The following is a 21,846-nucleotide window of genomic DNA, read 5'->3' as shown; positions in this document are numbered from 1 at the left end:
GACGTTTCGCTCATCTCCACGATCGACAACACGACTGAGAAGCAGAACCATGGCTTTCACGACCCGGCGGCGCCGCCACTCACGGCACCGAGCGCCGTCGCGCCTCGGAATGCGGGCCGTCGTCTTCGCGACGATCGGCGCTCTCCTCGTCGGCTCGTGGGGGCTCGGCGACGTCTCCGCCTCGTCTCCCGCTCAGGCCGCGAACCAGGCGGATCCGGTCGCCGGCGACGCCCCCGCCCTTCTCCCGACGCCGGTCGCACCGACACCGCCGACAGCCCCCGAGGCCGATCCGGCACCCGCCCCCTCGGCACCCGCGCCCTCGGCGTCCGCCCCGTCGACCTCCGCTTCTCCCGCGCCCGCCGAGGCCGCGGAGTCCCCGACTGCCACGGCGGAGGAGCCCGCTCAGGACGAGCCCGATCCCGCAGCGCCCCGCGGCGCCGCAGAGACGGAGCAGCCCGTCGAGCCGGCGCCCACCGGGTCGGCGCCCGCTCCCACTGCGGCCTCGGACGACGACCAGGAGTCGGACCGCGGACCACCCGCGACGGCGCGAGCAGCGGGAGGCTTCTCCACACTCGCCGCCGGCGTCGCCGAGGCCCCGCGGCAGGTGTGGACGGAGACCTTCGAGCAGGGCCTGACCGCCACCCCGAGCGCGCTCACCGCCTACGCGAACGGCCGCTACACGGCAGCCACCGGCTGGTCGACCGCCACGAACTGCACCGGCGTCCTGGTCAACTACACGGCGCCGTACCCCAACGCCGCCTTCTGCCCGACCCGGCCCCTCCTCACCGTCGGCACGGGATCGTCGGCCGCACGCGAGACCCGCCGCATGGCGGACGTCCTCGGCCAGGTGGCGGCCGGAGTGCCGGGGTCCACCTCCAGCACCGCACCGGCCAACGGCTCGAACACCGGCACGCAGGCGAACCACGCCCTGGTCGAGTACCCGTACGCCACCATCACCGGCGGCACGACCGTCGCCCAGAGCGCCGCGGGGATCGGCGTCTCCGCTCCCGCCGCCCGCTACTACGCCGTCGGCATGAACGCCGCCGGCGGGCAGTGCGGGACGAACAACGCGTCCCTCTCCCTCAACCTGGTGTCCGGCGGGTCCACCGTGCTCACCGGATTCGCCGCACCGGTCGTGCCCTGCGCCGCGACCGGCAGCGTGTTCTACACGTCCCCGACCCTCCCGCTGGTCGGCGGGCTCGGCTCGCTCGTCGATCCCGCGCTCCCCGCCTCCGCTCGCGCCGCCGCCTACACCGGCACGAGCACCGCGCTCCTCACTCCGGCGCAGATCGCCGCGGCCCAGGTGCAGCTCGTGAACACGGTCACCGGCACGGGAAGCGCCTTCGCCGTCGACGACCTCCGCGTGCTCGACGTCACCCCCGCTCTCGATGCGGCCTTCACGCAGGCCGTGCCGACCGCGACGGTGCCGACCACGCTGACCTACACGGTCACCAACACCAGCGACCTCCTCGCGAAGGCGGACTGGCGCTTCTCGACCGCTCTCCCGGCCGGCCTCGTCGTGGCCCCGACGCCGGCTGTCGGCGGGTCCTGCACCGACGTCACCGGAACGGCGTTCGCCGTGACCGCGGCCGCCGGGTCCTCCTCCGTCTCGACCGTCGGCGGCGACCTCGCCGCGGGCGCTACCTCCTGCACGATCTCGGTGGACGTGGTGGCCGCCGCCGCCGGGACGTACAGCACCGGGACCACGACTCCCACCGGCCTCATCGCCTCCGCCCCGACGTCCGTGACGATCCAGGCCGCGACGACCCTCACCGTCCGGAAGAACCTGCCGGTGCGCAGCGCCACGGGCGACCAGTTCACGCTCTCGGTGCGCAGCGGCACGACGGTCCTCGCATCGGCGACCACCACGGGCACCGCCACCGGGATCCAGGCCGCGCAGATCAGCCGCCTCACCGTGCAGTCCGGAGCGACGTACACGATCGCCGAGGCGCAGACCGCGGGCGCGGGCCTGGGGTACTCCAACAGCTACGAGTGCTCGCGCGGCGGCACGGTCATCGCCTCCGGAGCATCCGCCGCCGGGTCGATCACGATCCCCAGCGAGGCGGGAGCGGAGGTGCTCTGCACCTTCACGAACACCGTGCAGACGCCGCGCCTGTTCTGCGACACCGGCCGCTTCTACTCCCTCACGGCGGCCGGCGCCCTGCAGCAGGCCGACATCGTCACGGGATCCCTGACCTCGATCGGCAGCTGGTCGGGGACCGCCGAGGCCAACGCGCTCGGCGTCGGCGCGAACGGCGCCTTCGCCTACGCGCTGGACCGCTCGTCCGACGCGACGGACGTCGACGCCGTCCTCAAGTGGACGCCGGAGGCCGGCTTCCAGAGGATCGCGAACAGCGCGTACACGACCGTGGCCGGCGGAGCGCAGGTGACCGGCAGCATCGTCGCCGGCGCGGTCGACCTCCGGACGGGCCGGTACCTGTTCGGCAGCTTCGCGAGCGGCCAGTTCTACATCTGGAGCTTCACGGAGGCGAACCCCGTCGCCACCCGGTTCGCCCTCGTCGGCTCCTTCCCCACCTCCGGAACCCCCAACGGCAACGGCGACATGGCGTTCGACGCTCGCGGCAACCTCTACGTCGTCGGCGCGGGCTCGGTCAACAACGCCAGCAGCGCCGCGATCTTCACCGTGCCGGCCGACGCCCTGGCCGCGGCGACCGGCGGCACCCTCCCGGTGAACACGTCGATCGCGAAGGCCGTGACGGGGACCGACGCCGCCTTCGCCAACATCAACGGCATCGCCTTCTCGCCGCGCGGAACCGTCTACCTCGCCAACGGCGACGTCGCCGCCGCGAACGGTGTCCCCGCCATCCCCGGCAGCGCCTACGAGTTCGACGCCACCACGTGGACCCGCGTCAGCGGCACGCCGCGCGTGAGCGTCAACGCCGTCGACCTCTCCGGCTGCTCCTCGCCGGCGACGATCACCGTGCAGAAGAGCGTGGTGGGGCGCCTGGCCGCGGCGGACCAGTTCCAGCTCGCGGCGGCGGCCGGCTCTCCGGCGTCGCCCTTCGCCACGGCCACCACTACCGGCGCCACCACCGGCCGCCAGACCGCGCAGATCGGCCCCTTCCCCACTCCGATCAACAGCACGGTGACGGTCTCGGAGGCGATGGCCGCGGGCTCCGCCTCCCCGATCACCGCCTACACGAGCATCTACGAGTGCTACGCGGACGGCGTGCGGGTGAGCACGGGCTCGAACCCGACCGGGACGGTCACCCTCCCGAACCGGCTCGGCGTCAACGTCACCTGCACCTTCTTCAACTCCCCGCGCCCCGCCTCGACGGTGCGCATCACCAAGACGATCCGGGACGCCTCCGGCACCACCCGCCCCGGCGTGGACTGGACCGTGGGCACGACCGCGACGGCCACGGCGGGCACCGTCGCCCTGCTGCCGGAGCAGTCGCCCCGCCAGCAGACGGACGCCGCGGGCCAGGCCGCCTGGACCGTCCTGTTCGGCACGGAGGCGTCGCGGGCGACGCTCACCGTCTCGGAGGTGCAGCAGACGGGCTTCGCGTTCGTCAGCGGCGCCTGCACGGTCAACGGCACCGCCCGGGCGACCACGTTCTCGCAGTCCGGGACCGTCATCAGCGCGAGCCTCACCGGCATCGCCTCCGCGGCGGTCGTCGAGTGCTCGATCGTGAACCGGCCCACGGCGTCCCTCACGCTCGTGAAGACGGTGAGCTCCGGCAGCGCGCTGCCCAGCGACTTCACGCTCAGCGCCACCGGCCCGACCGGCGCCCTGCCCGGCCCGACCGGCCGCGCGGGCTCCGCGGGCGTGTCGGCGATCCCCGTCACCCCGGGTGCCGCCTACCGGCTCGCCGAGACCGGCGGTTCCGCGACCTATGTGCAGACCGCACCCTGGCAGTGCCGCACCGACACCGGCGCCGTCCTCACCGTGAGCGCGGCCGGAGACGTGTTCCCGACGAACGGTGCCGCCGTCACCTGCACCGTGGACAACGCCAGCGCGACGATCACCCTGGTCAAGCAGGTCCTGCGCCCCCAGACCGGCTTTCAGGCCGCCGACTGGCGCGTCACCGCGACGCCCGCCGCACTGGCCGGAGGGACGCTCCCGACGGAGACCCGGGCCGGCGCGGAGTACGTCGCCGCGGGCAACCCGGCGAGCACCTTCGAGGTGCGACCGGGTCACGGCTACACGCTGTCCGAGGCGGCGACGGATCCGACCCGCCGCCTCGCCTACCAGGAACTGCGTCTCGAGCGCCTGACCGGGACGACGTGGTCCCCGGTCGCCTCGCGGACGATCACGGCCCCCACGGCCGGTCAGACGGCGGTCTACCGCTTCGTCAACGCCCCCGTGGACCCCACACGCCTGCCGCTGACCGGTGGCGCCAGCACCGACGCGTTCCTCCTGGGCGGGGGGTCGGTGCTCACTCTCGCACTCGGCCTCCTCCTCTGGGAGCGGCGCCGGAGGCTGCGAGGCCCCTCCCGGTGACGCCCCGACCGAGAGCCCCGGCGCTCTCCCGCAGACCCTTTCCCGCACACCTCCGACTCCACGACACCAGCACTCACGACCTCAGTAGGAGAGATCACATGTCCCGCTCACTCACCAGGCGGCTCGCCGCCGCAGCCGGCGTCCTCGCGCTGAGCGCTGCGGCGGTCTTCACCGCCGTCGCGCCGGCGTCAGCGGTCACGCTGCCCGGCAACATCGACCCGACCATCAGCCGCACCCTCACCGTGCACAAGCTCGCGCTGGGCTCCAACAACGGCCAGGCGATCGGCACCGGCCAGGAGATCACGGTCCCCGGTGACGCGCTGCCCGGAGCCGTGTTCACCGCCGCGCGCGTCCAGGGCGTCGACCTCACCACGCCCGACGGCTGGAACCAGGTCGCGAACCTGACCCCGGGCACCGCGGCGACCCGCGTCACCGCCGCCGACACCTTCACCGCCACCAGCGGCACGGACGGCGAGGCCGTGTTCAACAACGGCGCGAGCATGCCGCTCGGCCTCTACCTCGTGACCGAGACCCAGCTCCCCGCCGGAGCCACCAACGGCGCGGCGCCGTTCCTCGTCACCCTGCCGTTCCCGACGGGCCCGACCGGTGCGCCGGCGAACCAGTGGATCTACGACGTCCACGTCTACCCCAAGAACGCGGTCACGGAGCTCACCAAGACGCGCGTCCCCGCGGCGGCGAACTCGGTCGAGGCGCGCAACCCCGACCTCATCCGCTGGGCCATCGCCTCGGACGTGCCGGTGCTCGCCGCCGGTGACACGCTGGACGCGTTCACCCTCACCGACACGCTCCCCGCCGAGCTGACCTACCTGCCGACCGGCCCGGCCGGCGTCGCGCCCACCGGCATCACGGTGACCAGCGCCGCGGGCACCGCGCCCGCACCGGCGTTCATCGCCAATACCGACTACACGCTCGGCTACGACGCCGCGACCCGGAACGTGACGCTGAACTTCTTGCAGTCCGGCCTCACCAAGCTCCAGGGTCTGCAGGGCGGCGTCGTCACCCTCACGGTGCTCACCCGCGCCACCGCCATCCCGGCCAACGGCATCATCACCAACTCGGCGACGAGCGTCGTGAACGGGGCCACGGAGACGGTCACCGGCAGCACCCCGATCGGTCAGCTGACCGTGTACGCCTACCAGAACAACGGCGCCAACCGCGTGCCGCTCGCGGGTGCGGTCTACCAGGTGTTCCTCACCGAGAACGACGCCAACCTCGGCCAGAACCCGGTGTTCATCAACGGCAACCAGAACTGGACGACCGGAGCGAACGGCATCGTCGAGATCCCGATCATCACGCCGGGCAACTACTACGTCCGCGAGCTGACCCCGCCCGCCGGATTCCGTCTGCCCACCCCGGCCCAGGTGCTGACGCAGGTCGTCGCCGGACCGAGCTCGGCCACCGCGCCGATCCAGAACTACGTCGAGTTCCTCCACACCCAGGTGCCGGCGTTCGCCCTGCCCCTCACCGGTGGCGGCGCGCAGTGGTTCACCCTCGGTGGAGGCGCGCTCCTCGCCCTCGCGATCGGTTCGGGCCTGATCGCCTCGCGCCGCCGCACCGCGCTGGCTGCTCAGACCGCGGAGTAACGTCACACCATGACGAAGTCGAATGCGGGGCACCCGTCGGGTGCCCCGCATTCCTCTGTCTCCGACCAGTTCCCCAGCAGGCGGCTGATCCACCGCCGACCGCGGTGGCGGCTGCCGATCGCCCCGCTGGTCATCGCGCTCATCAGCCTCTCGGGAGTGGCGCTGCTGCTCTACCCCGTCGCCGCCAGCTGGCTGAGCGCCGTCGAGCAGGCGCGCGAGATCGACTCCCTCACGCAGGACATCACCGACCTCGGCGCCGAGACCCTCCGGCAGAACCTCGTCGAGGCCCGCGCCTACAACCAGAGCCTGAGCGGTGGCGGCGCGGCCGTCGCCGCGAACGAGCGCCTCCCCCTCGCCGACGACGAGCAGGTCGCCGACCGCGAGCGCTACTCCTCCCTCCTGCGCGGCGACGCCGAGGGACTGATGGCCCGGATCCGGATCCCCGCCATCGACGTGGACCTGCCGATCTTCCACGGCACGAGCGACGCCGTCCTCGAGCGCGGCGTCGGCCACCTCGAGGGCACCGCCCTGCCGGTCGGCGGCCCCTCCACCCACTCGGTGCTCACCGGCCACCGCGGCCTCGCCTCGGCCGAGCTCTTCACCCACCTCGACCGCGTCGACGTCGGCGACACCTTCACCATCGAGGTCTACGGCGAGGTGGTCACCTACCGCGTGCGCGAGACGCTGGTCGTCGAGCCGGAGGACACGCAGAGCCTCCTCGTGCAGCCCGGCCAGGACCTCCTGACCCTCGTCACCTGCACCCCGCTCGGGATCAACACCCACCGCATCCTCGTCACCGGCGAACGGGTGATCCCGACGCCGCAGTCGGACGTGGACGCGGCGGGGGAGTCCCCCGACGTCGCCGGGTTCCCGTGGTGGGCGGTCGCGGCCGGAGGCGCCGTGGTCGCCGCTGGGGTGTACGTGTGGTGGGCGGGGCGGCCGGCGCGCGGCGCGTGGGTGCCGGTGGTGGTCGCTGAGGGCGAGCGGGACAGGGTTCCTGCGGGTCTGTGAAGCGAGGGGGGTGCGGATCTGATCGATCCTGTAGGCCGTCGGTTATCTTGCCTCGACGGGATACCCGCTATGTAGGCCTAGTCAAGCAAGGCGCTACTCTTCGGCAGACTGGGTGCTGATCGACGTCTCGAGGCCGAACTCGACCCGTCATGGAGGAGGTGCGGGATAAGAGGCGAGTGCATCGCGCGAATGACTGCCGTGCCGGAACCGAAGCGCCAGACAACGAGGTCGCATCTCAAGGTCCACCAGCCGTATCACGAGGTCTTCAGGTGCGGCGTGGTGATTGGTTGGTGTCAGGGCAGGTCGATCCAACCGGGTTTGAAGTTTACTTTTCACGTAGGTTCAACTCGGGACGGATAATCAGCGAGCCGCTGGTCCCGAACCCTAAGAGTACGACGCGTTGGAATCGTGAATTACCGTCGAGCAGTTGAACACGGTAGCCAAAACCTCAGGTGGCCTACCGGTGGCGGTAAAAAGCCAGCTAATAGTACCCGTGACATATCTTGCATGGCGGGAGTACCATCTTGAACTAGATAAATATATCGAAACAGAATAAGTGAGCTAGTCATTCACGCCAAGTTCTGACAGAAGAGATCGGAGCCTCTCGAAAAGATAGTGCGAATCGTCTTGGGCAGGGTCTTCAGCCTTAAGCCAGCGCGGAGCAATCGTGTAGATTAGCCACTCTTGGATCGGTTCAAGTAGCTGCTCTTTGATTGCGGCTCGCTCGAAACCAGCGCTGTATAGGAAGGTTACAACCGCTTCCAACCTCTCCGCGATCGCATCTGCCCCTGCACGCGGATCGGCGCCAAGATCAGTAATTGCTTGCTGATGGGCACCAATCTGGTCCAGAACGACTCCGGCTTGTTCTTCCGTCGATAGTTTCATCAAAAATCACATCCGCTATTGGTAATACGCGCATAAGTCAAGCAGACCTCTTGACCAGAGAAAATTCGCACGGCCTCCTGCACTTCTAGGACGTGCGACACTTTCTCCTTTGTCCTCACTTTGGATTGCCGATGCTGGCGACTCTAACAGAGCCTCGTCGCAGATTGCTAGGCGCGAGATGGTGCTTAGAGACGTATTGAAGTACTCATAAGCCGGCCTTCCTCCAAGGCACTCCGGATCTGTAATCAGCAGGACGACACGACTGCCCGCGGACTAGGGACAAGACGTGCACTGACAAGCGGACTTTCAGCTGCGCGGCAGCTGTCTGACAAGACGAGCGGCACGGGGCCCCTAGACCGCCCCAGCCAGACCGTGCGGGCCAGGTGGGCGGGTGCTCATTCTCCGCATCCTGTTCGCCTGATTGGGGGTAGCGGCGAGTGGGGCAGTTGAGCGATCATGCGATGAGACACTGACCGGGAAGAGAGTTGCAAATGCCTACAGAGAGACGTAAAGAGCAGTTGCGAGATGATATCAAGAGTCTTGAGTCGGATCTGCAGCGCTTCCATGGCGCGGTCGCGAGAATCCGCTCGTACGATAACGAGAAAGCAAGAAGCGAGTTGTCTGGGTATCAGGACAATATCAAACACACAAAAATACAGATTGAGAATCTTCAGCGAGAGCTAAACGGTTAGTAGGCGCGTGTGGCGACCCGTATTTGTCGGGCTAATTGAGTCATAAGAGTTGCTCAGGCCTGTACGGGTCGTCGTCGCGTGGGGGAGAAGGTGCCTTCAAGTCTATGCAGCCGTCAGTACCGCGGGCTGACCCTCACCGCCCGGATCTCAAGCGCTCAATCAGTTTTTTGCCACCGCGGCGAAGAGGTATGAGGTCGGTCGTGCCGACGCGGGGTGACGAAAGAGGCGACGGCTCGCACCGCCAGAACGATCGGAGCGAAGCTCGGCCCCTTAAGGAATCAATCGGCGATTGCAACGCTAACGTCGGTGATCGGGATCAGCAGGGTCGCCCGAATGATTCTTCTGCCAGCCTTGCCCTTCAGGGTCCGGACCCTCGATGTAGCTCGGAGACGCGCGCCTTGTAGGTGAGGAGTGTATTCTCGAGCTTCCTCCCATCATTCGCCTCGGCGACAGCGAGCCGGACGTCTCCGAGGCCGTCGATGTACCGGGCGAGCAGCTTCTCCTTGCTCTGCCGAGAGGCCACAATGTCTTCGAGGGTCGCAGCCGGTTGCGGCTCGGGGATGTCGTAGAGGGTGAGGGCGAGAGCCCGCTGGTCGGTAGCGTCGTCGATCGGTAACAGCGCCTGTCAGGCCGTTGCGGTCGTGGCCACGCCGTACTGCCAGCCCTTCGCCTGGCAGAGTCGTCGGCCGCAGATCGCGAGGAGCCCGGGGCAAGGTTCTCCCTGCTTGCTCTGACCTCGGAGTCGTCGAGAAGCCGGCCTGAGGTAGTCGTTCGCGGGGAGCCAGGGCTCCAGTTCGTAGGAAAGCTTGCGGGCGAACAGCCTGTCGGACTGCTTCCAGTCGTCGGTCATGAAGGTGTACCGCTCTGCGGCGCGGATGCACTCGCGGACGGCCCGCTCTCGCGCGGGCTCGTTGAAGTCGTCGAGGCCAGCAGGGATCCACCAGCCTCGATCCTGCATCTCGGCGAGGGTCCAGGTCGGTGCGAATCGTCCCGGAGAGATCGTCGCGAACCGCCCGCTCAGCAACAGGGCCTTCTTCATCTCGGCCTCGGGCGGAACGATGAGCGGCGTCAGCAGGAGCGTGTCGTCGAGCGTGTGGCTCACGGGTTCTCGATCGTCTGGCCGGCGGAGGCTTCAGGCCACTCGTACCGAGATGCGCACTCCGGCGTCACTTCTGTCGCGAACGCACTCGACGGGGGCCAGGAGTAATCGCACCCTGCTTCTGGTCGATGCCGTGCGCATCTGCGGCCCTCGCCCTCCTTCTCGGGGTGTTGGTGGCCCTGAGAGTAGGCCCGATGCTCCGATCGGGATAGGGCCGGAATCGTCGGTCCTCAGGCGGGCCGCCACTCCTCGAGGAACTCGGCGACCGTCTTCGTCTCGAGGTCGAGTTCGACCTGCCCGAGGAGGTGGTTCGCATCGGTGAGATCGGCCTTCATGCGGATGATCTCGGCGCCGGTGTCGAGGCGGAGGACGACGAGGTCGTAGGGCGCGAGGAACCCGGTGCCCAGCGCCATGTCGATGGTCAGGCGGAGTCGGCCGAATCGCCGCAGCTGCAGCTCGGCGCGGAGGTGCTCGGCGGCGACCTCGGGGGTGTCGGGAGTGGGGTCGGGCATGGGGGAGACGGTACCGAATCCGTCGGAGGGGACACCGGGACGGAGATCGGGAATCGCCACATCAGGACGGTGCAATCGCCCGGCTCGGGCGGAAGCGCGGCCGGACGGGCGGGAGGCGGAGGCGCCACGTCCCTGGCGCCACCACGATCACTTCGCTGCTGCGGTCGGCGAAGCGGCGGCCGGGTCGACCTGTTTTCTCACCGCAGCGCTCATGGTTCGAGAGGAGCCCGGCGAAGACTTTTGGTGAAGTCTTGCAAGAGTCATGCGAGACGTGTTAGCTTTGTCTTGTCCGACTCCAACCCACCATGAAGAGGAAAAAATCATGTCTGACTATGTAATGGTCCCCGTCCCCGAGAGCCTCGTGATCCCCGTGATGCGCCTCATCGCCGAGCACGACTCCGCCGATGAGCGGCTGCGCGGTCGAGGATCAGCAAGAGTCGTGGATCACGACGCCACGGAGGCCGAGGATTCGCGAGAGTGGACCCTCGAGGAGTTCGAGGTTCTGCGATCCGGCGAAGCGAAGTCCATCAAGCTCTTCTGCGAGGTCCTCGACGTCCTCGCTGCGGCATCGCCGGCGGCGGTCGCCCTCGAGGACGTGGCGAAGGTGACCGGCGTCGAGCCGCTGACCATGCAGCGCGCGTTCGGCCGGGCAACGGTGTGGATGAAGAACCGGATGGGCGGCGACACCCGCTGGCCGATCTTCTGGCCCGGCGACGGCTGGGCGATGAGCGAGACCAACGCGTCGCTGTGGAAGTCGCTCACTGAGTGAGTGGGGGATGGAGGGGGTTCTCCTCCCGCAGGTACCAGAGGCTCGTGTCTGGGCGGCGAGAAGCGAGGAGCGGAGCAGGCCGGCCGCTTCTGGGCCGCGGAGCGAGGTCGGGCACAGCGCCCGAAGCAATCGCTATCACTTCTCCCGCCACGTCGGGGGCGGACCTGAGCACCGAGGAGCGGTACCGAAGCCATGGTGCGGACTCCCGGATGCGGCGAGTGGCGTCAGTGAAACTGCCGTCTTCACACGCCGGATCGGATCCGCTCCTCGAGCCGGCAGAGGATGATCCGTCGCCAGATCATTCGCTACTGCCTATGCGCGCATTGTCATACGCCACGAGCTCACTCATGAACCACTCGAGCACTTCGACGAGTTGCAGCCGAGCAGTCCGGTCGGCGAGGACTTCGAGGTCGAACGAGGGTCGCTTCTCCAAACGGCCCTCCGGCAGGTCGATACCGTTGACAGCGTTGAGACGATTGAGCAGCTCTTCTCGGAGCGCGACCGAGTCGAACGGCGGTCGGCTCCGCATGTGCTGGAAGACGACTTCGACACTGCCGCTCGGGTAGAGGGTCAGCGGCCAGATGCTCTTCGAGGCCGGAGCGGAGCCGCGCGCGACGAGGAAACACGACTTCTCCTCCGCGGCGCCGAAGTCCAGAATCCCTCCGAGACGCTCCCACTCGTCGAGGAGCTCGACGACGCCGTGGACGGTCGACGGGGCCTGCCGGTCGGCGACACCGGCGAGGAAGTCGGCTCGCTCGCTGTTCCCCTCGTCGGGGACGGAGTCGATGTCGGAGTGGATCGAGAGCCCCACGAGCTCCGCGAGTTCCGGCACCGCCAGCTTCTGTCCGAGATCAGCACGGCCCGCGGAGTCGAAGGTCACCCCCTCCGACGTCAGCAGCTCCTCAGGAGCGATTTCGGCATGTGGGCTGTCCGCCTCCCAGACGAAGCCCGGCGAGATCTGACCGGACTGCTTGAGGACGCGGTACGCGTTCGGCACCGGATTGTGGGTCAGGTACTGCCCGAGGGGAACGGGATGGGTTCCGGCGACTGTCGCGATGTCGCCGTAACTGGCCCACCGGCCCGCAGGGATCGCCGCCACCAGGTCGAGGACGAGCCTCCAGGAGACCCCGGAATCGCGGGTCTCCGTGTCAGCGAGCGGTGCGGCCCACGTAGAGATGATCCTGTCGGCGATCACGGAGCCGCGCTCGACGATCTGACGGCGAGTCCAGGCTGTCTGGCCGGCGATCTCGCGATTGAGGCGGAAGCTCGACGTATCGAGGAGCTGCCGCTTCTCTGAGAACGGGCGATTGCTGAGCTCGGAGTTGTACGAGGTCAGAGTCAGGTTCGCGAGCGTGTGCACATAGGACTCGTGCATCTCGTCGACGGTGTCGAAAGGTTCGAGGTCGCCGGCAAGCGCCTCGCGCCAGGTCTGACTGAGCTTCTGCGGCATGACGTGCTCGATGGTGGCCGCGCTGGGATCCGTGTGCTCCTTCGCGGTGACGTCTCTGTCGCGCCATTCGATCGGAGTCACGTCCTCGAGCCAGGCGAGGATCATCTTCCGTTGCGCGGGTCGGCCCTGGTAGTAGAAGGGCTTCGAGAGGACGGCTTCGCGGATCTGCGCGTCGGTTGCGAAGAATTTCCGCCCGACGGAGAAGTAGCGGTGGAGGGTCGACGCGACGTCCGACTCCCCGACTTCGAGAGGTGCGCGATAGAGGATCCGTGACAGAGCCGCACTGCTCGCGCCGATGATGACTCGGCGCACCATGAACGACTCGAGCAGTCGCAACGACTCGGCGACCTCGGAGGAGCTGACCGAGCCCGCGTCGCGCAGCCGGAGCAGGTGGAGGACGAGCGCGTCGGTCGCCGAGAGCCCCCACTGCCCATTGCGCTGCAGCGCGGCACGGACGTCCGGGTCCGGCTCGTTCTCGGGATTCCGGATCACCGCCAGCAACTGGGCGAGTCCGCTGTACCGGCGGACCTCGGCGACGATCTGATCCTCAGTGAGCGACCGCATCCGATCGACCTGCAGCGAGTAGATGTCTCCCTGCTTCGCATCGGGTGTGGACCAGATCAGGTCGATCCAGAACAGCGCCTCGAGATCGGCCGGTGAGAGGGCCTTCTGCAGGGGCAGCCACCAGCTGTCGTAGATCTCCTCGCTGCGCGATCCGAGCCGCATGAAGATGTAGTTGCGCAGCAGATCGCCCTGGGTGAGCTTGAGGCCGGTGTTGTTGAGCGACTCGAAGATCCGGTACACGTTGTCGTGGGCGTGCGCCGTGATGGAGACGAAGACCAGACCGTTCAGAACTGCCGACTCGATGCGATCCATGTCGTAGGCGTCGTCGGGATCATCGGCGCCGTGCAGCTTCGTGCGGAAGAACCGGTAGGCGTCGAGCACGCCGGACGCCACGGACTGATCGATGTTCCCGTCGACGATCGCCCGGAACGCCTGCCTGTCGGCTTGCGTGGGCAGGACCTTCAACCGATCATCGCCGCGCTTGAACCGGTCGAACAGGTACGTCTCTTCGAGCCGCTGCACCTTCTCGGGGTACTCCGGCTCCGTCTCCGCGTAGTGGTCGCGCAGGGCGCAGATGAACAGGCTGAGGGTGGTGAGGCGCTGCTGCCCATCAACGACGAGGAACTGCGACCCTGCCGGCCCGATCTCGCCCAGCGAGAGGACGAGGGAGCCGGTGAAGTGAGTGGCGCCCGGACTATTGACGCGCTGCTCGGCGAGGTCGACGACGTCCGACCAGAGCCGATCGAGCTGCTTCGCGGTCCAGGAGTACGGGCGCTGGTACAGCGGCACGCGGTACTGCTTGGCGCCCTCCAGGACCTGCTGGAGTCGGGTCTCTTGCACGTCCATGAGCGGCTGGTCCTGTTCTTCGGGAGAGCGGTGTCCTCAGGGTACGGGCGATCCCTGATCGGGATGGGGGTCGGAGGAGCTGAAGGATTGCATGCGCACCACTCCTCCCGGAGTTGAATGTGAGAAGGCGTGGGTCTTCAGCTAGTGCGCCCGACGACTACGTAGCTCGGGCTGGAGCCGTCGTGAGGGAGCAGCAGGCGACTCGCCGTCGAGATGCAGGTCGGTTGGTCGTTCCCGCTCGAGCTGGTCACGAAGTACGGGTGGCCTGGTTCATTGAGTTCCAGAGCCTGACCTAGTGAGCCAGGACCTAGGCTTGGACCGCATTCGCCACGGTGGCCGACCGCCGCGAAGCAACCGTCCACCTCTTGGAGACGTCACTGTGGTTCTACCCCTCATCCCACTCGCAATCGTCGTTGCGACTACCGTCTCCGGCGCGGGAGGCGGCGCGGCGGGCATCTGGGGTGGAGCTCAGATCAAGAAGGCGAGAGCCGACAGAAAAGCGCACCAAGCCGCTTACGAGGCACGACACGAAATTCACGTCGCAGCAGTAGAGGAGACGAATCAGTGCCTTCGGGCTCTGGGAAGTACCCAGGAACGCGCCCACCGGGAGGTCATTCTCCGGATGAAGGCTTTTCTTGTTCGGCACAACAAGCAGGTACGCGCGAGCGAGCATCTGATTCTCGATGGGATAGACGGAGCAGATCAGCAGGTTTTGGGGCTCGCCAAGCTCGACGCGGACGTCGCGGGATGGGTGCGGGGAGTCGTCGGTTCGACCATCGCCGGGGTTGCTGCTCCGATCGTGATGCGCACCGGCGTTGCTTCTTTCGCGGCGGCAGGCACGGGAACGGCGATATCCGGACTGGGTGGAGCGGCTGCGACAAGCGCGACGCTGGCCTGGCTGGGAGGAGGTTCGCTAGCGGCCGGGGGCGGCGGGATGGCGCTAGGTGCGACGATGCTCAACGTCGCAGTGATTGGACCGACGGCGCTGATCGCGGGCTTGACGGTCAAGAATCGAGGAACCAGAGAGAAAAGTGCCGCGGCTGCGTATCAGACCCAGATCGAGATTGGAATCGCTCAGCTGGACGCCCGCAATGGGCTTCTACTCGCGGTCCAGGAGAGAGTGGGCGAGGTCGACTCGATTCTGGCTAGGCTCATTTCAGAGTCTGCGGCCGCGATCGATCTGCTCGAATCCGAACCGTTCGAGGTCGAGCGTCATGCGGAGAGATTCCAGAAGGCGGTCGTGCTTGTGAAGGCTGTTCGGGACGTCGCTACGGCGCCGATCATCGACGAAGACGTCGATCTTGACGAAAGGACAAGTGAACTGGTGCTTAAGTATCGCGAGGAGGACGAGGTGATTCGCAATGACCGATGAGGCGAAGAAGACGACTCCCGTGCCGTCGAGGACGAGCAGAGCAGTCTCCGCCGCTGCCGGCAAGTTCACTGCCGCTGACGCACTCGGTGCGCTGACTCAACTTATCGACGCCAGCCGTGAAGCCGTTCATATCCACGAGACGGAGAGCACGAAGCGCGAGAAGCTGCGAACCTATCGCGAGACTGAAGTGGCGCGCATCGAGGCCTCGGAGCGGGTACTGAAGAAATACTTCGATCAGATCTTCGCGGAGCGACGTGAGACGCATCAGAGGCTTTTCGCAGGCCTCGACGTCGCCCTGCAGTCAGGGGACGTGGAGGCGCTCCGCGTCGTTGTGGGGGGCATCGTCGAGGTGGCCCGCACTTCCCCTCTCGCCGACCTCGGGAACCTCGCGGAGCTTCGGGCCGCATGGGATGATCCGGACACGGTGTTCGAATTCTGATGCCCGCTGAGTGGTCCGCCCTCGGTGAGGTCGGGACCACGGCAGTGGATACCGCCTCCTCATTCGCCGAGAACGAGCGCCCTGGTGAAGACCTAGCCGTCGGTCGCAGCCCTCGACACGATGGGTTCACGAGCCACCGTCGCTGCATGGACTCGGTCGACGAACCGCTCAGCCAGGGTCGCGCGCGCGAAGTCCGGTGGCAGCGCCGCCGAGAACTTCAATCCGGAGACGGCGTCCGGCGAGATAAAAGGCAGCGCAGTATCCAGGACGGCCTCTCGGAGAACCGAGACGTCGAATCCAGAAGCGAAACGCATCGACTCGTTTGTTGATCGCGCCTCGAACGCTGGTGGCAATGCTGCAGCAAGCGTCTCGTGCGCCTTGAGGCCGGCCAGGCTCCAGAGCTCGACGTGAGCGGAGCCGCGAGTCAGCACGAGTCCCGCAGCGTCCAACCGGCTCGACCAGCCCTCTCGACCCGTGGCTAACGCCTTCTGGGCACGCTCCGACAGTTGGACGGGTGGCTCGGCGCCGAGAAGAACCTCTCTGCGGGCGCGGACCATGTCGAACGACTCGGGCAGCGCGCCTGACGACCACCGCACATTGCCGCGGCTGATCTCCGGCTCGACCTCGATGCGGTGTCGACCCCAGTCGACGGAGACCACCCTCCACGCGTTCCCGGCCAGCAGCAACGGCTTCTCGCCGCGGATGATCGTGGCACTCAGAGAGATCGGCGCCACTCCACCGATCTCCTTCCGCCCGTGGACGACCGTCAGTTCGAGATCTGCCACGAAGGTGCTCAGGAGCTCGAGGAAGTTCTTGCCTCCGAACTTCTTCTCGGCGGTCGGTCCAATGAAGACCCAGCCACCGTCGCTGGCGAGGAAGCCTTCCTCGACGAGGTAGTCGAGCACCTCCTGGCCGTCGGCCATCACCAGGCTTCCCGCCCACCACTCATGCCAGGAGTCCCGAGCGAATCGGCCTTCTTGAAGAGCGAGGGCCAGAAACTGCTGCGCCGCGAGGTGCCGAGGGGAGGGCGGCGGAGTGATCGGCTCCACGAAGCCCGTCCCCCACAGGTGGAGCAATCCGGCTGCACGCAGGAAGGTCTCGTGCTCGGTGGTGAGGAACAGCGCGTTCCTCGCTGCGCCGGCCCGCCGTCCGGTCCGGCCGAGTCGCTGCAGGAACGACCCGACCGATCGCGGTGAATCGAGCTGGATCATGCGGTCGAGGTCACCGATGTCGATCCCGAGCTCGAGGGTCGACGTCGAGACGATGACGCAGTCACGGCTCTCGGCGAACGCCTGTTCGCTTCGTCGGCGTTCGTCCAGGGAGAGGGAGGAGTGCGAGATGAACGTGGTGACGCCGCGATCTCGCAGTTCGTAGGCGAGCTCCTCCGCCTGTTTCCTGGATTCACAGAAGGCGAGCCGCTTCTCGCCGGGGTGCAGCGCGGCTATGACAACTGCGGCGTTCTCGGTCGAGCCGACGTAATCGAGTGTGACATCCGGAGGCATCGGTGGATCGCCGGCAGTCACCACCCGGCTCGCGATGCCCGCACTCAGATTCGATCCCTGGAACCAGGCGAGGACGTCGCTCGGATTCCCGAGCGTCGCGGACAGTCCGATGCGCTGGATACGGTGCTCCGCGATGCGCTGGATCCGCTCCAGGACCGCGAGCAGGTGCCATCCGCGGTCACCGGCCGCGAACGAGTGGATCTCATCGGCGACGACGACCCGGAGTCCGCGGAACAGCAGCCGGTGGTCCACTCGTCGAGAGACGAGCAGCGCTTCGAGCGACTCCGGGGTCGTGAGAAGGATGTCCGGTGGTTCGCTGAGGATCTCCCGACGGGGGCCGTCTCCGATGTCTCCGTGCCAGAGCGCGACCCGTCGGCCGAGCCACGCGGTGTACTGCTCGAGCCGAGGGAGGAGGTTATTCAACAGAGCCTTCAGAGGAGCGACGTAGACGACGCTGAATCCACTCCATCCTTCGTCCACCATCCGGGACAGGAGGGGGAACACCGCCGCCTCTGTCTTCCCTCCGGCAGTCGGGGCGATGAGAAGGCAGTCGGCGCCGGAGCGCACGGGCTCGATCGCCGCCCGCTGCAGCGGCCGCAGGTCATGCCAGCCGAGCGTGTTCGCGACGTGATACTCGAGCGCGCCCGCCAGTTCGGCGCCGTCAGACATCGAGCTGGATTGCGTCGAGTCCGCCGGCCGCTGCGCGCTCGTCCTCATTCAGCTCCGCTGAAGACACGGTGACGGACGAAGCCTCCGTCGGCACGTAATCGGGGAACTGCTCGACCTTGTCGAGAATGTCGACGAGCTTCCGGAGATAGAGCCGTGGGGCTATCCCGACCTTGCCCCCGAGCCGACCGGCCACAGTCTGCGCGAGCGCCTCGAGGTAGTCATCGGTGACGAGTGCCGCGATCCGATCGGCCTCGGCACTGCCCGAGATGTAGATGCCACGAACGCGCGTGCCCAGCTCCAGGAGACTGTCGCGCTGGAACCCGAGGAGCCGCACCTGCGGCGCCCGGGGGTTGTCCCATCGAGGATCCCCGCTGAAGTCGACTCCGAGCCGAGCAGCGAGTGGAGGGAGACGTTGCACCCCCTGTGCCCCGTCGAAGAACGCAGGCGTACCGGTAATGAGCACGTAGAGGCCAGGGAAGCGTCCCGCGTCGATCTCGTCGAGAAGCTGCCGGAGCGCGTTGAGGGATTTCTCGCGCACGTCGCTGCGCACTCTCTGCAGGGTCTCGACCTCATCCAGAACCAGCACGAGGCCGCGGTAATCCGAGTCGCGGAGAACGGCGAGGAGACCTTGGAGGAATCCGAACGCGCCGAAATGGTCGAGGTCACCGCGCACACCCGCGACGCGTCGGACGGACGCCGCGACGTGAGGCTGCCCGGCGAGCCATGCGGCGAGCCCGTCAGCGGTCTCGATATCTCCCGCGACGGTCGCGACGTGGTATCCCCGAAGGGCGGCAGCGAAAGCGGGAGCCGTGCTGGACACCGCAGCCAGACGCCGTTCCAGCAACGACTCGGTGAGCCGCGTGACCTCGCTGCGGTCGACGGAAGAGGCACCCGAGGCGATCGCATCCTCCTCGAGGACCCGAAGCCATCCGTCCACGACCTCGCGGAAGGCACTCGGCGGGGTCGCCTCGGTCGAGAGGTTCTCGGTCACTCTGCGGTAGATCGTCTCGAGACGGTGCAACGGTGTCTCCGTCTCCGAGATCTGCACTTCCGCAGTCGCGAATCCTCGCTGCTTCGCGGTCTCCGTCAGCCACCGCGCGAAGAAGGTCTTGCCCGCTCCGTATTCGCCGCGAACGGCCTTGAAGACCGCACCGCCGTCCGAGACGCTGTCCAGCTCGTCGATCACCGAGGCCTCGAAGCGGTCGAGACCGACGGCCATGACATCCAGTCCGCGCTGAGGGACCGTGCCGCGGCGCAGGGCATCGATGATCTCGCGGCGCCGACGCGGGCTGACGGCCGTCATGATCCAGTACCCAACTCGAACTGCTCCTTGAGAAGCGCGAGGTCGAGAACCACAGTGACCCCGTCTGAATCCGTGTCGATGACCAGGTAGCCGTCCCGGTTGAGGACCCGGCGGAACGCCGCGAGGAGACCGGGCATCTTCGCACCCGGAACGGCAGCCCGGACGGCCAGGGTGTCGCGATGCGCGCGACCGCCGCCTGCCTGAAGAGCCGCGACGATCGCGCTTGCGACGCTGTCCTCGATCGGGTGACGACCGGCCATCTTGCGGCGTGCTCGATAGATGTCGCTCGCGACAAGCTGCTCGGCGGTGCTCCGCCGAGATATGGGAGCCTCCTCCGCGGTCGGCTCGATCTCGAACAGCGTCGAGCCGACGGTCGCCGCAGGCTCCTTCGTCTTCGTCGCCCTGCGCTTGGGCGATGCAGGGGGCGGAGCCGTCGGCGCCCTGAGGGTTTCGTTCCACCACAACGGCTCCTGAGGGGGAGCCTCCACCCAACCGGCCGGGTCACCAGCACCGCGGGGCTTGGCGACGAGGATCGGAATGGTCAGCTCGGCGAGGGCTGCGCCTCCGTGGTAGCCCGCCTTCTTCGAGGCGTAGCGGAGGCCGTCGGAAACGGCGAGCACCGCGCTGCCGCCGGGGGCGAGGACGCGCGGGCCGCTGACGAGGACTTCGTCGGCCAGTGCGGTCCCCGTGGTGACCTCGCGCCACCGCGCCGGCGACTGCGGGACACTCCGGAGCTCACTGCCGCGCTCGACGATGTGCCCGTGATCGGACGTGAGGATGACGGTTCGTCGGGCTTCGAGCGCGGCGTCAAGAACCGCTTCGAGGTGCGCTATCGAGCGCAGACTCCAGCGGAGTGAATCGACATCGGCGCTCGCCAATGCATCATCGATCGTGTTCAGCACGATGCCGACGATCTTTCGACCGGAGTCGGCGATCGCGTCGCTGACGGCCGGCGGTAGCGCGTGTCCGGGCTCTGAACGCAGATCGTCTTTGTGGAACACCACTCCATCGACCGCGGTGGCGAACTGCGCCTTCTCGAGCTGCTGCGTTCCCTTGCGCAATGCTCCGGAGAAGAGCGAGGTGCGTGAGTACTCCGTCACGGTCGGCAGAGCTGCGAGGGCGGCACCGCGTCGCAGAGACGTCTTCCGGACGACCTCCGTCCAGCCCCGAGAGGGGAGGTCGGTCGCCAGTTCCACCGCCGAGGGCACGCTCATGCCGTCCAGAACGATGAGGAGGACCGGGCCGTGCGTGCTGAGCGGTACGACGAGGCGTGAAAGCATGCTCTCCACGGGGAGCACGGAGTCATCCGTCGACAGATCGCCGGTGAGTGCCCGTGCAGCGGTGGCGTCCGCGAGACGACGCTGGGTCTGCACCGCGTAGGCGAGCGCGCGGTACGCGCCGGCGAGGCTTCGATCGGTGTCACCGTCCCAGAGGTCTCCGAGGGCCCGCTCCGCCCAGGAGCCGTCCGCCGCGTAGGCGAGAATCGCGGAACTCAGGCCTACGGAGGAGGCGCGAGAGCCGCTCAGCCACCGGACGAGGCGCGCCGCCATGAGGGCGGTGGAACGGGACCGCTCGAAGGAGGAGCGCGCGCCATGCGATTCGATCCGCGAGAGCGCATCGTCGACGGCGAGAGATGCACGGGCACTCGGGACGGCTGCCGCGGCTTCGACCGCTTCCGCGAAGACCGAGACGCGGGCGCGAAGGCCGGCGGGGAGGAAACCGGACGCCGCCGCGCCCTCGGCCCAGCCGACGTCTCCGCAGAGCGCCTCAGCCTGGTCGAGGACGGAACGAGCGTGCTCGTTGCCGTCGGCGAGCCATCGCTGGGCGATGAGCTTCGCGGAGGCGCCGTAGCGCTGCGCAGCCGATGCGCTCGGCGCCGTCCCCACGTACCTCTCGACTCTCACGCGGGCGGCGGCGACGGCGGTGTCCGATGCGACGGGTCCGGAGGCCCACAGCTCACCGACGACGAGTCCCACCGCGACGGAGGAGACCCCACCAGGGGCGGACGCGGCGCGCAGCGCCATTGCCAGGTGCTGCTCGACATGGATGGCGGTCGCCCTGATCAGACCAGCGCGTGACTCCTGATCCAGGTTCACAAGACGGGACTTCACTCCGGGGTCATCGAGAGTCGCGAGCGCGGTCGATGCAGCGAGAGCGTCGACGCGGTCGACGCCGAGCATCGCCACGAGCATCGACTGGACGACGTGCTGAGCAGAGAGCACTCCACCCGGAGCCGGCATGAACCCGCGTTCTCGGCGGAGGGAGACGAGGAGTCGCGGCACCCAGGACCCGAGCGCGCGGACGGGCTGGGCGGGATACTCGCGCGCGCCGAACAGCGCCGGCACGATGTTCCACTCGTCCAAGTCCGTGACCTTCTGCCTCTCGGCATCGAGCACGACCGCCGTGCCCAGCTCGACTTCGGACAGCGAGGTGAGCACGGCGATGAACTCGTCCTCGCCCGCGGAGCGCATCGCGTCGAGCGCGGCGAGCCCCGAGACGCCCTCGACCACACGTACGGTGGCGTCGCCGAAGGTGAGCGTCTCTGCTCCCGACCACGTCGGCTGTGCACGGACGAGGATCGTCCTCGCGCGTCGGCGCTCGCTCGAGAGCCAGGCAGTGAGGTGCTGACGAAGGGCAGGCTCGGTCACGGTCGGTGCGGGCATG

At 67.8% G+C, this 21,846-nt stretch carries 13 protein-coding genes; 6 read left to right on the top strand and 7 right to left on the bottom strand.

Annotation, left to right across the window (positions count from 1 at the left end):
* The first annotated feature begins 49 nt into the window (after positions 1–49).
* The 3 genes from C5C44_RS04320 (at position 50) to C5C44_RS04310 (ending at position 7,080) form a co-directional block, all read left to right on the top strand.
* Complete coding sequence (locus C5C44_RS04320) at positions 50–4,465, top strand: LPXTG cell wall anchor domain-containing protein (protein ID WP_146084302.1); 4,416 nt, start codon at positions 50–52, stop codon at positions 4,463–4,465.
* Positions 4,466–4,563: 98 nt separating this feature from the next.
* The gene (locus tag C5C44_RS04315) at positions 4,564–6,069 is read left to right on the top strand and encodes a SpaH/EbpB family LPXTG-anchored major pilin (RefSeq protein WP_104263422.1); all 1,506 of its coding nucleotides are present in this window, start codon (positions 4,564–4,566) and stop codon (positions 6,067–6,069) included.
* A 9-nt stretch (positions 6,070–6,078) separates the two neighbouring features.
* Positions 6,079–7,080 carry a class C sortase gene (locus C5C44_RS04310; protein WP_219827826.1) on the top strand — a complete coding sequence of 334 codons (1,002 nt, stop codon included), beginning with the start codon at positions 6,079–6,081 and terminating at the stop codon, positions 7,078–7,080.
* A gap of 561 nt (positions 7,081–7,641) precedes the next feature.
* Here the strand turns inward: C5C44_RS04310 and C5C44_RS16670 are convergent.
* The 3 genes from C5C44_RS16670 to C5C44_RS04300 form a co-directional block, all read right to left on the bottom strand.
* Positions 7,642–7,965 (bottom strand): hypothetical protein, encoded by a 324-nt coding sequence (locus C5C44_RS16670; RefSeq protein WP_146084301.1) that lies wholly within the window; start codon positions 7,963–7,965, stop codon positions 7,642–7,644.
* Positions 7,966–9,282: 1,317 nt separating this feature from the next.
* Complete coding sequence (locus C5C44_RS04305; protein ID WP_104335388.1) at positions 9,283–9,759, bottom strand: hypothetical protein; 477 nt, start codon at positions 9,757–9,759, stop codon at positions 9,283–9,285.
* Between the two features lie 227 nt (positions 9,760–9,986).
* The gene (locus C5C44_RS04300; protein ID WP_104335387.1) at positions 9,987–10,268 is read right to left on the bottom strand and encodes a hypothetical protein; all 282 of its coding nucleotides are present in this window, start codon (positions 10,266–10,268) and stop codon (positions 9,987–9,989) included.
* Between the two features lie 322 nt (positions 10,269–10,590).
* On the opposite strand from C5C44_RS04300, the gene C5C44_RS04295 reads away from it, so the two are divergent.
* A complete protein-coding gene (locus C5C44_RS04295; RefSeq protein ID WP_146084300.1) occupies positions 10,591–11,037 on the top strand; it encodes a hypothetical protein in 447 nt (148 codons plus the stop codon).
* A gap of 298 nt (positions 11,038–11,335) precedes the next feature.
* Here the strand turns inward: C5C44_RS04295 and C5C44_RS04290 are convergent, their stop codons facing one another.
* On the bottom strand, positions 11,336–13,897 hold the full coding sequence (locus C5C44_RS04290; RefSeq protein WP_104335385.1) for a DUF262 domain-containing protein: 2,562 nt from the start codon (positions 13,895–13,897) through the stop codon (positions 11,336–11,338).
* Positions 13,898–14,276: 379 nt separating this feature from the next.
* Between C5C44_RS04290 and C5C44_RS16665 the strand changes: the two genes are divergently transcribed.
* Both C5C44_RS16665 and C5C44_RS04280 read left to right on the top strand, forming a co-directional pair.
* The gene (locus tag C5C44_RS16665) at positions 14,277–15,269 is read left to right on the top strand and encodes a hypothetical protein (protein ID WP_146084299.1); all 993 of its coding nucleotides are present in this window, start codon (positions 14,277–14,279) and stop codon (positions 15,267–15,269) included.
* Positions 15,259–15,708 carry a hypothetical protein gene (locus C5C44_RS04280; protein WP_219827825.1) on the top strand — a complete coding sequence of 150 codons (450 nt, stop codon included), beginning with the start codon at positions 15,259–15,261 and terminating at the stop codon, positions 15,706–15,708. Before C5C44_RS16665 ends, C5C44_RS04280 begins: the two co-directional genes overlap by 11 nt.
* Before the next feature lie 92 nt (positions 15,709–15,800).
* On the opposite strand, the gene C5C44_RS04275 is transcribed toward C5C44_RS04280, so the two are convergent.
* Genes C5C44_RS04275 through pglZ form a run of 3 tightly spaced genes read right to left on the bottom strand, consistent with a single transcriptional unit; the run spans position 15,801 to position 21,845 of the window.
* Entirely contained in the window at positions 15,801–17,879 is a 2,079-nt protein-coding gene (locus C5C44_RS04275; RefSeq protein WP_104335430.1) for a DEAD/DEAH box helicase, read from the bottom strand.
* Positions 17,872–19,182 carry a BREX system ATP-binding protein BrxD gene (brxD, locus tag C5C44_RS04270; RefSeq protein WP_104335383.1) on the bottom strand — a complete coding sequence of 437 codons (1,311 nt, stop codon included), beginning with the start codon at positions 19,180–19,182 and terminating at the stop codon, positions 17,872–17,874. The genes C5C44_RS04275 and brxD overlap by 8 nt, the downstream gene beginning before the upstream one ends.
* Entirely contained in the window at positions 19,179–21,845 is a 2,667-nt protein-coding gene (gene pglZ, locus C5C44_RS04265; RefSeq protein WP_104335382.1) for a BREX-2 system phosphatase PglZ, read from the bottom strand. The genes brxD and pglZ overlap by 4 nt, the downstream gene beginning before the upstream one ends.
* Position 21,846: the final 1 nt, after the last annotated feature.

The organism is Rathayibacter sp. AY1F6, assembly GCF_002932035.1.
Lineage (GTDB): Bacteria > Actinomycetota > Actinomycetes > Actinomycetales > Microbacteriaceae > Rathayibacter.
The sequence above is the reverse complement of the archived record's forward strand: the minus strand, read 5'-3'. Positions and strand labels throughout refer to the sequence as shown.